Annotated in this window: 13 protein-coding genes; 10 read left to right on the top strand and 3 right to left on the bottom strand. The window is 54.3% G+C overall.

Annotation, left to right across the window (positions count from 1 at the left end):
* Positions 1 to 181: 181 nt before the first annotated feature.
* Both tig and bolA read right to left on the bottom strand, forming a co-directional pair.
* Complete coding sequence (gene tig / locus ACU4F7_RS05440; RefSeq protein WP_024561380.1) at positions 182 to 1,480, bottom strand: trigger factor; 1,299 nt, start codon at positions 1,478 to 1,480, stop codon at positions 182 to 184.
* Between the two features lie 352 nt (positions 1,481 to 1,832).
* The gene (gene bolA, locus ACU4F7_RS05435) at positions 1,833 to 2,150 is read right to left on the bottom strand and encodes a transcriptional regulator BolA (RefSeq protein WP_024557441.1); all 318 of its coding nucleotides are present in this window, start codon (positions 2,148 to 2,150) and stop codon (positions 1,833 to 1,835) included.
* A gap of 302 nt (positions 2,151 to 2,452) precedes the next feature.
* On the opposite strand from bolA, the gene ACU4F7_RS05430 reads away from it, so the two are divergent.
* From ACU4F7_RS05430 to ACU4F7_RS05395, 8 genes are all read left to right on the top strand, one after another.
* Positions 2,453 to 3,031, top strand: coding sequence for a lipoprotein (locus tag ACU4F7_RS05430; RefSeq protein ID WP_024557442.1), 579 nt, complete (start codon positions 2,453 to 2,455; stop codon positions 3,029 to 3,031).
* A 48-nt stretch (positions 3,032 to 3,079) separates the two neighbouring features.
* Positions 3,080 to 4,549, top strand: coding sequence for a muropeptide MFS transporter AmpG (gene ampG / locus ACU4F7_RS05425; protein ID WP_029592082.1), 1,470 nt, complete (start codon positions 3,080 to 3,082; stop codon positions 4,547 to 4,549).
* A gap of 501 nt (positions 4,550 to 5,050) precedes the next feature.
* Positions 5,051 to 5,998 (top strand): cytochrome o ubiquinol oxidase subunit II, encoded by a 948-nt coding sequence (gene cyoA, locus ACU4F7_RS05420; protein WP_034882051.1) that lies wholly within the window; start codon positions 5,051 to 5,053, stop codon positions 5,996 to 5,998.
* A gap of 19 nt (positions 5,999 to 6,017) precedes the next feature.
* Complete coding sequence (gene cyoB, locus ACU4F7_RS05415; RefSeq protein WP_024557445.1) at positions 6,018 to 8,009, top strand: cytochrome o ubiquinol oxidase subunit I; 1,992 nt, start codon at positions 6,018 to 6,020, stop codon at positions 8,007 to 8,009.
* Complete coding sequence (locus ACU4F7_RS05410) at positions 7,999 to 8,613, top strand: cytochrome o ubiquinol oxidase subunit III (RefSeq protein ID WP_029592081.1); 615 nt, start codon at positions 7,999 to 8,001, stop codon at positions 8,611 to 8,613. Before cyoB ends, ACU4F7_RS05410 begins: the two co-directional genes overlap by 11 nt.
* The gene (locus tag ACU4F7_RS05405; protein ID WP_024557447.1) at positions 8,613 to 8,942 is read left to right on the top strand and encodes a cytochrome o ubiquinol oxidase subunit IV; all 330 of its coding nucleotides are present in this window, start codon (positions 8,613 to 8,615) and stop codon (positions 8,940 to 8,942) included. Before ACU4F7_RS05410 ends, ACU4F7_RS05405 begins: the two co-directional genes overlap by 1 nt.
* A gap of 11 nt (positions 8,943 to 8,953) precedes the next feature.
* Positions 8,954 to 9,841, top strand: a complete 888-nt coding sequence (gene cyoE / locus ACU4F7_RS05400; protein ID WP_024552981.1) for a heme o synthase — start codon at positions 8,954 to 8,956, stop codon at positions 9,839 to 9,841.
* 147 nt (positions 9,842 to 9,988) lie between these two features.
* On the top strand, positions 9,989 to 11,353 hold the full coding sequence (locus ACU4F7_RS05395; RefSeq protein ID WP_481638196.1) for an MFS transporter: 1,365 nt from the start codon (positions 9,989 to 9,991) through the stop codon (positions 11,351 to 11,353).
* Between the two features lie 32 nt (positions 11,354 to 11,385).
* On the opposite strand, the gene ACU4F7_RS05390 is transcribed toward ACU4F7_RS05395, so the two are convergent.
* Complete coding sequence (locus ACU4F7_RS05390; protein WP_029592079.1) at positions 11,386 to 11,877, bottom strand: YajQ family cyclic di-GMP-binding protein; 492 nt, start codon at positions 11,875 to 11,877, stop codon at positions 11,386 to 11,388.
* A 152-nt stretch (positions 11,878 to 12,029) separates the two neighbouring features.
* Here ACU4F7_RS05390 and panE point away from each other — a divergent pair, with 152 nt between their 5' ends.
* Together panE and yajL are read left to right on the top strand one after the other, a co-directional pair.
* Positions 12,030 to 12,944, top strand: a complete 915-nt coding sequence (panE, locus tag ACU4F7_RS05385; RefSeq protein WP_481638195.1) for a 2-dehydropantoate 2-reductase — start codon at positions 12,030 to 12,032, stop codon at positions 12,942 to 12,944.
* The gene (yajL, locus tag ACU4F7_RS05380) at positions 12,904 to 13,494 is read left to right on the top strand and encodes a protein deglycase YajL (protein WP_048887252.1); all 591 of its coding nucleotides are present in this window, start codon (positions 12,904 to 12,906) and stop codon (positions 13,492 to 13,494) included. Before panE ends, yajL begins: the two co-directional genes overlap by 41 nt.
* The last annotated feature ends 1 nt before the right edge of the window (position 13,495 follow it).

Below are 13,495 nucleotides of genomic sequence, written 5' to 3'. Positions count from 1 at the left end.
TTACACTGCCTAACCCTTTAATGGGGATAAGTTTGGCCTGTTTCAAGCATAACAATCTTTTGCTGTTACGCTAACACCCTAAGGCGCTAATTGGCACCTCTACGCCAGGTTGCAGCATAAAAAAGCCCGTCACCACCGGGTGACGGGCTGATTAAGCGCTTCCTGAGAGAGGAATACGGGCTTATGCCTGCTGGTTCATCAGCTCGTTGAAGGAGGTCGCTTTTTCAGTCACTTTGGCTTTGGACAGCACAGCTTCAACAGCCTGCTCTTCCAGCGCGACATTGCGCATGTTGTCCATCAGCTCTTTGTTTTTGCTGTAGAACTCAACCACTTCGCTCGGATCTTCGTAAGCGGAAGCCATCTCTTCAATCAGAGACTGTACGCGTGCTTCATCAGCTTTCAGCTCGTGGGTGCGGATAACTTCGCCCAGCAGCAGGCCGACGATAACGCGACGTTTAGCTTGCTCTTCGAACAGCTCACGCGGCAGTTCCAGCGCTTGCTTCTCGTTGCCGCCGAAACGCTGTGCAGCCTGGCGACGCAGCACGTCGATTTCGCCGTCGATCAGCGCAGCCGGTACGTCGATTGCGTTAGCATTTACCAGACCGTCGATAGCCTGCGACTTGATGCGGTTACGCACAGCGCCTTTCAGCTCGCGCTCCATGTTCTTACGCACTTCAGCGCGCAGACCATCAATGGAGCCATCTTCCACGCCGAAACGCTTGATAAAATCGGCGGTCAGCTCCGGCAGTTCACGCTCTTCCACTTTCTTCAGGTTGATAGCGAACTTCGCGGCTTTACCTTTCAGGTTTTCAGCGTGGTACTCTTCCGGGAAGGTCACATCGATGGTGAACTCTTCGCCCGCTTTGCGGCCTTTGATGCCCTCTTCGAAGCCCGGGATCATGCGGCCCTGGCCCATCGCCAGCACGAAGTCAGAGGCTTTGCCGCCTTCAAACTCTTCGCCGTCAACAGAACCGGTGAAATCGATAGTAACGCGATCTTCAGCGTCAGCCGCGCCGTCTTTATCTTTCCAGGTCGCCTGCTGCTTGCGCAGGGTATCCAGCATGGTGTCCACGTCAGCGTCAGTGACTTCGACAACCGGCTTCTCAACTTCGATGGATTCCAGACCTTTCAGCTCAACTTCCGGATACACTTCGAACTCAACAGCGTAGGTGAAGTCTTCGCCCAGCTTGTATTCGCCCGGAACGTAGTTCGGCGCGCCGGCCGGGTTGATTTTTTCTTTAATGATAGCGTCAACAAAGTGACGGCTCATCAGATCGCCCAGCACATCCTGGCGAACAGAGGCGCCATAACGCTGAGCAACGACGTTCATCGGTACCTTGCCCTTGCGGAAGCCGTCGATACGAACTTTTTTCGCCACGTTGACCAGCTCGCTTTTTACAGCGTTTTCGATGCTGTCAGCAGGGATAGTAATCGTTACACGGCGCCCAAGGCCCTGAGTGGTTTCAACTGAAACTTGCATCTTGTTACCTCAAAAAATCACAGTGCTCGGTCAACTCTGGAAGCCCTTATGATGGTCATCGCTTCGCAGAACCGGGATCTTTTCTGAATCAGAATCACAATCCCTGTCGCCAGAATCATCCCGAAGACATTCCGAAAAATAAGACGCGCATTATAGCGGCATCCCTGGGGGTAGTCGAGAAAAGCAAATGTACCGCTTTGCGGCTTTTTTCACACTTCCCGGCTCTTTTTTGCCTGAACCGCCGTTAATTCGTGCAAAATTCAGACAAAACAAAACGGCCCGTAGGCCGTTTTACACGTTTAGCTCTGGCGCAACATACTGGAAAAAGCCTCGTCGTTGCAAATTCCTCTGCTCAGGCGATGCTGCCCGCGCCGCGACAAGGGGGCGATGCGAAAACCGTATCCTGCAATCCTTCCCATTCCTTAATAGTGTAGGTATGCAGCGCAAGCGCGTGCACAGTGCCGGCCAGTTCTTCACTTAAGGTGCCGTAAATAAGGCGGTGACGGTTTAAAAAACGTTCGCCCGTAAAGCGATCGCTCACTAACACCACTTTAAAGTGGCTTTCTGAACCAGCAGGAACGTTGTGACGATAGCTTTCATCTACCACTTCCAGAAACACGGGATCAAACGCTGCCCTTAATTTTGATTCTATTTGCTCGCGTACCATCATAACGATCTCCTCGACAACGCTGTGATGCCTGCCATTTCTATAAATGTTAGCCGCATTTGCCGTTTACATAACCGACAGGCAACAAAATTTTAGCTTTTCATTCCATTATTTCGATGAAAGCCTCACGAGGTAAAGCTAAACGGCAGGAGCAAAGGCTTTTTCTTACCAAAAAACAGCTTACTTGCTCAGAAAAAGGCCAACGCGATGAATTTACATCCATTCCCTCTTCCCCTTGCGAATGGCGATGTTATGATGGCGAGAATTTTATTCTTGACAGCCCAAGGTACTTCGAGAGCCACAACATGTTAAAAAAACTCTTTTTCCCGCTGGTTGCCCTTTTTATGCTGGCTGGTTGCGCTACGCCGCCTACGACTATTGACGTTTCACCGAAGATTACCCTGCCGCAGCAGGATCCAAGCCTGATGGGCGTAACCATCAGCATCAACGGCGCCGATCAGCGTCCCGATCAGGCGCTGGCCAAAGTAACCCGTGACAACCAGCTCGTTACGCTGACCGCCTCCCGCGACCTGCGCTTCCTGCTGCAGGAAGTGCTGGAGAAACAGATGAGTTCTCGCGGTTATATGATTGGGCCGAACGGCGCGGTAGATTTGCAGATAATCGTTAATCAGCTGTATGCCGATGTTTCCCAGGGCAACGTACGCTACAACATCGCTACCAAAGCGGATATCTCTATCATCGCAACCGCGAAGACCGGTAACAAGATGACCAAAAACTACCGCGCAAGCTACTCCGTTGAAGGCGCGCTTCAGGCGTCCAATAAGAATATCGCTGAAGCGGTCAACTCTGTCCTGACTGACACCATCGCCGATATGGCGCAGGACACCAGCGTTCACGAGTTCATCAAGCAGAACGCCCGTTAATCACACCTTCACTGGCCCGGCATGCCGGGCCAGCTTTTTATTATGCCCATGTCCAGTCACGCGCTTCGTATCTTTCAGCAGCCTAAATCCGCCATTCTCCTGATGCTGGGCTTCGCCTCCGGTTTGCCGCTTGCGCTGACCTCCGGCACCCTTCAGGCCTGGATGACTGTCGAGAATATCGACCTGAAGACTATCGGCTTTTTCTCGCTGGTAGGGCAGGCCTATGTCTTTAAATTCCTCTGGTCGCCGCTTATGGACCGCTATACGCCGCCGTTGTTTGGCCGTCGTCGCGGTTGGCTGTTGCTGACGCAAGTTCTCTTACTGATTGCTATCGCAGCCATGGGGTTCCTCGAACCGGCCACTCACCTGCGCTGGATGGCGGCGCTGGCCGTCGTTATCGCCTTCTGCTCCGCTTCGCAGGATATTGTATTCGATGCCTGGAAAACGGACGTTTTGCCTGCGCAAGAGCGCGGCGCGGGCGCGGCTATCAGCGTGCTCGGCTACCGCCTCGCCATGCTGGTTTCCGGCGGGCTGGCGCTATGGCTTGCCGACCGCTGGCTTGGCTGGCAAGCGACTTACTGGCTGATGGCCGCCCTGCTTATTCCTTGCATCATCGCCACGCTATTTGCGCCAGAGCCGCACGACGCTATTCCCGTACCGCGCAGCCTTGAACAGGCGGTGGCGGAGCCGCTGCGTGATTTTTTCAGCCGCAATAACGCCTGGTTAATCCTGCTGTTGATCGTGCTTTACAAGCTCGGCGACGCCTTTGCCATGAGTCTCACCACAACATTTTTAATTCGCGGCGTGGGGTTTGACGCAGGCGAAGTGGGCGTAGTGAATAAAACGCTGGGGCTGTTCGCGACCATTATCGGCGCGCTCTATGGCGGCGTATTAATGCAACGTCTGTCGCTGTTTCGCGCATTGCTGATTTTCGGCGTGCTGCAGGGAGCTTCTAATGCCGGTTACTGGCTGCTCTCCATAACGGATAAACATATGGTGAGCATGGCGGCGGCGGTTTTCTTTGAAAACCTCTGCGGCGGCATGGGCACCGCAGCGTTCGTCGCCCTGCTGATGACGCTGTGCAACAAATCTTTCTCCGCCACGCAGTTCGCCCTGCTTTCCGCGCTTTCAGCCGTGGGCCGGGTCTATGTCGGGCCGATTGCAGGCTGGTTTGTGGAAAGCCACGGTTGGCCGAGCTTCTACCTCTTTTCCGTCTTCGCTGCCGTGCCGGGAATTGTGCTGCTGCTGATTTGTCGCGACACGCTGGATTACACCCAGCGAACCGATGGCTTCCTGCAACGCCGCGCTTTCCCGCAGGCTTATCGCTTCTCCCTCTGGTTGCTTGGCGCAGGCGCTTTGCTGCTGGGCATAGGGTTAACAGGCCTCATTGCCAATGCACTGGATCTCATCGTTTTCGTCCATAGCGCCATGTTGCTGGAAGGCGGCGCGCTGCTGGCGGTGGCAGGCGTCGTGCTGGGCGCAACGCTCGACTATCTGGCGCTGCGTAAACAGGCCTGACGGCATTTTTACTCCTTAATGGGTAGTCATAATAAAAAGTTATTTGCCGTGGCAATCACGAAGGGGAATTATAGCGGTGAAATAAGCAACAATTTATTTACCATCATTTTTGTTTTTTTGTGCGACTAAAAACGATGAAAATTAATCAATCGAAAAATATGAATAAATTGCCTTTATCGATTCAGCTCAGGTAGTATTAATTTTAAGTTCTTTAATTGTCCTTTTATTGATAATTAATTGTTAATTATTTGTGTGTTTAAATTCCTGTTTATGCCCTTGCCCCGCCCGTTCCCCCTTTGAAAGCCTCTTTCGTTATAAGCCTTCTCAGCAGGCCATTCATTGTATAAATTTGAAATGCGCTGAAACAGCTGTGACCCATGCGGCAGAAGCCACTAACACGGGCCTGACAGTACTTCAACCATGTTTACAGTAATGTAACCTTCCCGTAAAATGCCGCCACACTTTAAGCGACAATAGAGCCCCCTGAATTGAGGTCGTTAAATGAGACTCAGGAAATACAATAAAAGTTTGGGATTGTTGTCATTATTCGCAGGCACTGTATTACTCAGTGGTTGCGATTCTGCACTTCTCAATCCAAAAGGACAGGTTGGACTGGAGCAACGTTCGCTGATACTGACGGCCCTCGGGCTGATGTTGATTGTCGTTATTCCGGCCATCGTTATGGCGATTGGCTTTGCCTGGAAATATCGGGCAACCAATAAGGACGCTAAATACAGCCCCAACTGGTCGCACTCGAACAAAGTTGAAGCTGTAGTCTGGACCATTCCTATCCTTATCATCATCTTCCTTGCGGTACTGACGTGGAAAACTACGCATTCGCTCGAACCCAGCCGCCCGCTGGCAAGCGATGTGAAGCCGGTTACCATCGAAGTGGTCGCACTGGACTGGAAATGGTTCTTCATTTATCCGGAGCAGGGTATCGCTACGGTGAATGAGATTGCCTTCCCGGCAAACACCCCGGTGGAATTCAAAATCACCTCTAACTCGGTGATGAACTCCTTCTTTATTCCGCGCCTTGGTAGCCAGATCTACGCGATGGCGGGCATGCAGACTCAGCTGCACCTGATCGCCAACGAAGCCGGCACCTATAACGGCATCTCCGCTAACTATAGCGGTCGCGGCTTCTCCGGCATGAAGTTTAAGGCCATCGCCACGCCGGATACCGAAACCTTCAACCAGTGGGTAGCGAAAGCGAAGCAGTCTCCGAACGCCATCAATGACATGGCGACCTACGAGAAACTGGCTGCGCCGAGCGAATACAACAAGGTTGAATACTTCTCCAGCGTCAAACCGGGTTTGTTTAAGGATGTTATTAACAAATTCATGGGACACGGGAAGAGCATGGACATGACCCAGCCGGAAGGGGAACACGCGTCCCATGAAGGTATGGAAGGCATGGACATGAGCAAAGCGGAAACCTCTCATTAAGGGGCCGAGGAATATTACGATGTTCGGAAAACTTACACTGGATGCAATCCCGTACCATGAGCCGATTATCATGGTTACGGTGGCTGCGATTCTCGTCGGGGGACTGGCGTTAGTTGCAGGCCTCACTTACTTCGGTAAGTGGTCTTATTTGTGGAATGAGTGGCTCACCTCCGTGGACCACAAGCGCCTCGGGATTATGTATATCCTCGTGGCAATCGTTATGCTGGTGCGCGGCTTCGCCGACGCCATCATGATGCGTACCCAGCAGCTGCTGGTTTCCGCCGGCGAGCAAGGCTTCTTGCCACCGCACCACTACGACCAGATCTTTACCGCCCACGGCGTTATCATGATCTTCTTCGTAGCGATGCCGTTCGTTATCGGTCTGATGAACCTCGTGGTGCCGCTGCAAATCGGCGCTCGCGACGTGGCCTTCCCGTTCCTGAACAACCTGAGCTTCTGGTTCACCGTTGTTGGGGTTATCCTGGTGAACGTATCGCTGGGTGTGGGCGAGTTCGCGCAGACCGGTTGGGTTGCTTATCCGCCGCTGTCGGGCATTGAGTACAGTCCAGGCGTGGGCGTTGACTACTGGATCTGGAGTCTCCAGCTCTCCGGTATCGGTACAACGCTGACCGGTATTAACTTCTTCGTTACTATCCTGCGCATGCGTGCGCCGGGCATGACGATGTTCAAAATGCCGGTATTTACCTGGGCGGCGCTCTGCACCAACGTGCTGATTATCGTCTCCTTCCCGATCCTGACCGTCACTATCGCGTTGCTGACCCTGGACCGCTATCTGGGCACCCATTTCTTCACCAATGATATGGGCGGCAACATGATGATGTACGTGAACCTGATCTGGGCCTGGGGCCATCCGGAAGTGTACATTCTGGTTCTGCCAGTATTCGGTGTCTTCTCTGAAGTTACCGCGACCTTCTCCAAAAAGCGTCTGTTTGGTTATACCTCACTCGTTTGGGCGACCATCGCGATTACCGTGCTGTCGTTCATCGTGTGGCTGCACCACTTCTTCACCATGGGCAGCGGTGCGAACGTTAACGCCTTCTTTGGTATCACCACGATGATTATCGCCATCCCGACCGGGGTGAAGATCTTCAACTGGCTGTTTACCATGTACCAGGGTCGTATTCAGTTCCACTCCGCCATGCTGTGGACCATCGGCTTTATCATCACCTTCTCCATCGGTGGTATGACCGGCGTACTGCTTGCAGTACCAGGCGCAGACTTCGTTCTGCACAACAGTCTGTTCCTGATTGCCCACTTCCATAACGTGATTATCGGTGGTGTGGTGTTTGGTTGCTTCGCCGGTATGACCTACTGGTGGCCGAAAGCCTTTGGTTACACCATGAACGAAACCTGGGGCAAACGCGCCTTCTGGTTCTGGATCATCGGCTTCTTCGTGACCTTTATGCCGCTGTACGCTATGGGCTTCATGGGTATGACCCGTCGCGTGAGCCAGGACATCGATCCGATGTTCGAACCGCTGATGATTGTGGCTGAAATCGGTGCGCTGCTGATTGCCTGCGGTATCTTCAGCATCATCATGCAGATCTACACCTCTGTTCGCGATCGTGACCAGAACCGTGACCTGACTGGTGACCCGTGGGGCGCGCGTACGCTGGAGTGGGCAACCTCTTCTCCGCCGCCGTTCTACAACTTTGCCGTAGTGCCGGAAATCCAGGAGCGCGACGCGTTCTGGGAAATGAAGAACAAAGGCGAAGCGTATAAGCAACCGACGCATTATGAAGAAATTCATATGCCGAAAAACAGCGGCGCAGGCGTGATTATCGGCTTGTTCAGCACCATCTTCGGTTTCGCCATGATCTGGCATATCTGGTGGCTGGCGGCGCTGGGCTTCGTAGGTATCCTGGTTACATGGATTGCGAAAAGCTTCGATGAAGACGTGGATTACTACGTACCGGTCGCTACCGTTGAGAAACTGGAAAACCAGCATTTCGATGAAATTAGCAAAGCAGGGCTGAAAAATGTCAACTGATTCACTTGCACACTCTGGAGCCCATGCGCACGACGTAGGGCACCACGATGCGGGAGCCAATAAGGTCTTTGGCTTCTGGATCTACCTGATGAGCGACTGCATTCTGTTTGCAACGCTGTTCGCTACCTATGCCGTTCTTGTGAACGGCACGGCGGGGGGCCCGACCGGGAAAGATATTTTCGAGCTGCCGTTTGTGCTGGTTGAAACTTTCCTGCTGCTGTTCTCCTCCATTACCTATGGTCTGGCGGTTATCGCCATGAACAAAGACAACCGCAGCCAGGTTATGGCCTGGCTCGGTCTGACGTTCCTGTTTGGCGCAGGCTTCGTCGCTATGGAAATTTATGAGTTCCATCATCTGATCGCCGAAGGCTTCGGTCCTGACCGCAGCGGCTTCCTGTCCGGGTTCTTTACCCTGGTCGGCACCCACGGCGTTCACGTAACCTCCGGTCTTATCTGGATGGCGGTGATGATGTTCCAGATTTCCCGTCGCGGCCTGAACAGCATGAACCGCACCCGCCTGATGTGCCTGAGCCTGTTCTGGCACTTCCTGGACGTCGTGTGGATTTGCGTATTCTCTGTTGTCTATCTGATGGGGGCGATGTAATGAGTCATTCTACCGATCACGCAGGCGCCCATCACGGCAGCGTAAAAACCTATCTGACCGGCTTTATCCTCTCCATCATCCTGACGGTCATCCCGTTCTGGATGGTGATGAATGGCTCTGCGTCTCACACAGCTATTCTGGGTACCGTCCTGGTCACGGCAGTGGTACAGATTCTGGTTCATCTGGTGTGCTTCCTGCACATGAACACCTCCTCTGAGGAGCGCTGGAACCTGGTGGCCTTTGTCTTTACCGTGCTGATTATCGCCATCCTGGTAGTAGGCTCAATCTGGATTATGTGGAGCCTCAACTACAACATGATGGTTCACTAAGAGCGGCGAGTATGTTTAAGCAATACCTGCAAGTAACGAAACCAGGCATCATTTTCGGCAACCTGATCTCCGTGATCGGGGGGTTCCTGCTGGCCTCCAAGGGCAGCATCGACTATCCCCTCTTCCTCTTCACGCTGGTTGGGGTGTCGCTGGTAGTGGCGTCGGGTTGTGTGTTCAACAACTACATCGATCGCGATATCGATCGCAAGATGGAAAGGACCAAGAATCGGGTGCTGGTGAAAGGCCTGATCTCTCCGCAGGTCTCGCTGGTGTACGCCGCGTTGCTGGGTATTGCTGGCTTTATGCTGCTGTGGTTTGGCGCCAATCCCCTGGCCTGCTGGCTGGGGGTGATGGGGTTCGTGGTCTATGTGGGTGTTTATAGCCTGTATATGAAACGCCACTCCGTCTACGGCACGCTGATTGGTTCGCTCTCCGGCGCTGCGCCGCCGGTGATTGGCTATTGCGCGGTGACCAATGAGTTTGACAGCGGCGCGCTCATCTTGCTGGCTATCTTCAGCCTGTGGCAGATGCCCCACTCTTACGCCATCGCGATTTTCCGCTTTAAGGATTATCAGGCGGCGAATATTCCGGTTCTGCCGGTGGTGAAAGGTATCTCTGTCGCCAAGAACCATATCACGCTTTACATCATCGCTTTTGCTGTCGCTACGCTGATGCTGTCGCTTGGCGGTTACGCCGGCTACAAATATCTGGTGGTTGCGGCGGCGGTGAGCGTCTGGTGGCTCGGTATGGCCCTGCGCGGCTATAAAACCGAAAACGACAAGGTGTGGGCGCGCAAGCTGTTCGTCTTCTCCATTGTCGCCATCACTTCGCTTAGCGTGATGATGTCGGTCGATTTTATGGTGCCTGACTCACATAATCTTCTGACTTACGTCTGGTAAGACGCCAGTCGGCTAAAAGGGTGCTTCGGCACCCTTTTTTATTAGCAGCATCAATAGATAACCTCTGAAATATTTCCTAAATAACCGATTATTTACCCTCCCCCGCCGTGGCACTACACTAGGGCCTGCTTTTTATCTGAGGTGGTAATGAACGATAACAAAATGACGCCCGTCGAGCTGCGAGCGACGTGGGGTTTAGGGACGGTGTTCTCGCTGCGCATGCTCGGCATGTTTATGGTGCTGCCGGTTCTTACTACTTACGGAATGGCGTTACAGGGCGCGAGCGAAGCGCTGATTGGCTTCGCGATTGGCATCTACGGCCTGGCGCAGGCCATCTTCCAGATCCCCTTCGGCCTGCTTTCCGACCGTATCGGCCGCAAACCGCTGATTGTGGGCGGTCTGGCGATTTTTGTGGCCGGCAGCGTGCTGGCCGCGCTTTCTGATTCTATCTGGGGCGTTATCCTCGGGCGCGCGCTCCAGGGCTCCGGCGCGATAGCCGCCGCGGTCATGGCTCTGCTTTCCGATCTCACCCGCGAGCAAAACCGCACCAAAGCGATGGCGTTTATCGGCGTGAGCTTCGGCGTTACCTTCGCTATCGCCATGGTGTTAGGGCCGATTATTACTCATGCGCTGGGGTTGCAGGCGCTCTTCTGGATGATAGCTCTGCTGGCGAGCTGCGGCATCGCCCTTACTCTGTGGGTTGTGCCAAACAGCACCACGCACGTGCTGAACCGCGACTCCGCGATGGTCAAAGGCTGCTTTACCAAAGTGCTGGCGAATCCGCAGCTGCTGAAGCTGAACTTCGGCATTATGTGTCTGCATATTCTGCTGATGTCGACATTCGTCGCCCTGCCCGGCCAGCTTGAGGCCGCCGGTTTCGCCGCCGCTCAGCACTGGAAAATCTATCTTTGCACCATGCTGATTTCTTTTGTCTCCGTCGTGCCTTTCATTATTTACGCCGAAGTGAAACGCCGCATGAAGCGCGTATTTCTGTTCTGCATAGCGGTTCTGCTGATTGCCGAAATCGTGCTCTGGGGTTCGGGACCGCACTTCTGGGAGCTGGTGGCGGGCGTGCAGCTTTTCTTTCTCGCCTTCAACCTGATGGAAGCGCTGCTGCCTTCGCTTATCAGCAAGGAAGCGCCGGCGGGTTATAAAGGCACCGCCATGGGCGTCTATTCCACCAGCCAGTTTCTCGGCGTCGCCATTGGCGGCTCGCTGGGCGGCTGGATTGACGGTCTTTTTGATTCCCAGACCGTGTTTCTGATTGGCGCGTTGCTGGCGACATGCTGGCTGCTGGTGAGTTCTACCATGAAAGAGCCGCCCTATGTCAGCAGCCTGCGCATTGCATTGCCTGAAGGAATTGAAATCGACAGCGCGTTGCAGCGGCGCCTGCTGGAGAAAGAAGGGGTGAGCGAGGCGGTGATTGTGCCGCAGGAGCGCACCGCTTACGTGAAAATTGACAGTAAAGTCACTAACCGGTTTGAAATCGAACAGGTTGTCAAAGGAGTATAAAAAAGGGCGGAGTTTCCGCCCTTTTCTTTGGCTTAATCGCGGAAGTTTTTGAACTGGAACGGCTGCCCCAGGTTACCGCCGCGCACCAGCGCCATGGCTGACTGAAGGTCGTCGCGCGATTTACCCGTTACGCGAATTTCTTCGCCCTGAATCTGGGTTTGCACCTTCAGCTTGCTATCTTTAATCAGCTTAACGATTTTCTTCGCTACGCTGGCTTCGATGCCCTGCTTGAGCTTTGCTTCCACGCTCCAGGTTTTACCGCTGTGCACAAACTCTTCCGGCACGTCCAGCGAGCTGTTTTCAATGCCGCGTTTAAGCAGCTTCGCACGCAGAATATCCAGCAGCTGATTTACCTGGAAATCGGACTCGCTCGTGACTTTTATCGTCTTGCTGGCGTCATTCAACTCAAAACTTGCGGTCACGTTACGAAAATCGAAGCGCGTTTCCAGTTCACGGGTCGCATTTTCCACCGCGTTACGCACTTCCTGCAGATCAACTTCCGACACAATATCAAAAGATGGCATGTTTTCTTCTCCCTCTCTTTTTGTTGCGATGCATAATACCCGCAAAGTTGCATAAAACAACCCGTAATCGGGCCGCCAGACGCAGCCTGGTCGACAACGCTATAATAGACGCAGTATAAAACGCCTGGCGCCGTTGCAGGTGGGGAGGAGCAATGAAAATTACCGTACTGGGGTGCGGTGCGCTGGGGCAACTGTGGCTTTCCGCGCTGATAAAGCAAGGCCACGACGTACAGGGATGGCTGCGGGTGCCGCAGCCTTTTTGTCAGGTAAACCTGCGTGAAACCGACAACACGGTGTTCAACGCCTCGCTGATGGCCAATAACCCCGATTTTCTGGCGCAGAGCGACCTGCTGGTGGTGACGCTGAAAGCCTGGCAAGTCTCCGGCGCGGTGAAAGCGCTGGCTGAACGTCTGCCGGCCAGCAGCCCTGTGCTGCTCATCCATAACGGCATGGGCACGATAGAGGAGCTGAAAAGCCTGGCGCAGCCGCTGCTGATGGGGGTAACCACCCACGCTGCGCGCCGTGAAGGCAACCTGATCATTCATGTTGCGAACGGCATTACCCATATCGGCCCGGCCTCCTCCTGCCGTCAGGATTACAGCCAGCTTGCGGTGGAACTCCACCGCGCCTTGCCCGACGTGGCCTGGCATAACGACATCAGCGCCGCCTGCTGGAAAAAGCTCGCGGTAAACTGCGTGATTAACCCGCTGACCGCCCTCTACGACTGCCCGAACGGCGAGCTGCGTCATCGGCACGACGAGATCCGGGAAATTTGCGAAGAGGTCGCGCAGGTTATGGTGAGAGAAGGTCTTCACACTTCGGTCGAAAGCCTGTTCTTCTATGTGGATCAGGTTATGGAGAGCACCGCGCAGAACATCTCTTCCATGCTGCAGGACGTGCGCCAACAGCGGCATACCGAAATCGACTATATCACCGGCTATGTGTTGCGCCGCGCCCGGGCGCACGGGCTAACGCTGCCTGCCAACACTCGCCTGTATGAACACATCAAGCGTAAGGAGAACCATTATGAGCGCATCGGCACTGATCTGCCTCGCACCTGGCACTGAAGAGACCGAAGCGGTCACCACCATCGACCTGCTGGTGCGGGGCGGCATTCGCGTTACGACCGCCAGCGTGGCGAGTGATGGCGATCGGGTCATTACCTGTTCACGCGGCGTGAAGCTGCTGGCGGATGCGCCGCTGGTGGAAGTCGCGGATGGCGATTATGACGTTATTGTTCTGCCGGGCGGGCTGAAAGGGGCGGAATGTTTTCGCGACAGTCCGCTGCTGGTGGAAACCGTACGCCAGTTCCATCTTTCAGGTCGCCTCGTCGCCGCCATTTGCGCGGCTGCCGGCACGGTGCTGGTTGCGCATGATCTCTTTCCCATCGGCAACATGACCGGTTTCCCGGGGCTTAAAGACCGCATTCCGCAAGAGAAGTGGATGGATAAACGCGTGGTATGGGACCCCCGCGTCAAGCTGCTGACCAGCCAGGGCCCCGGCACGGCGATGGATTTCGCGCTGAAGATTATCGATCTGCTGGCGGGTCGCGAGAAAGCGCGGGAAGTGGCGGCGCAGCTGGTGCTGCCGCCCGGCATTTATAATTATCACGACTAAT

Source organism: Franconibacter pulveris (genome assembly GCF_056780215.1).
This window is presented reverse-complemented; position numbering and strand designations above follow the sequence as displayed.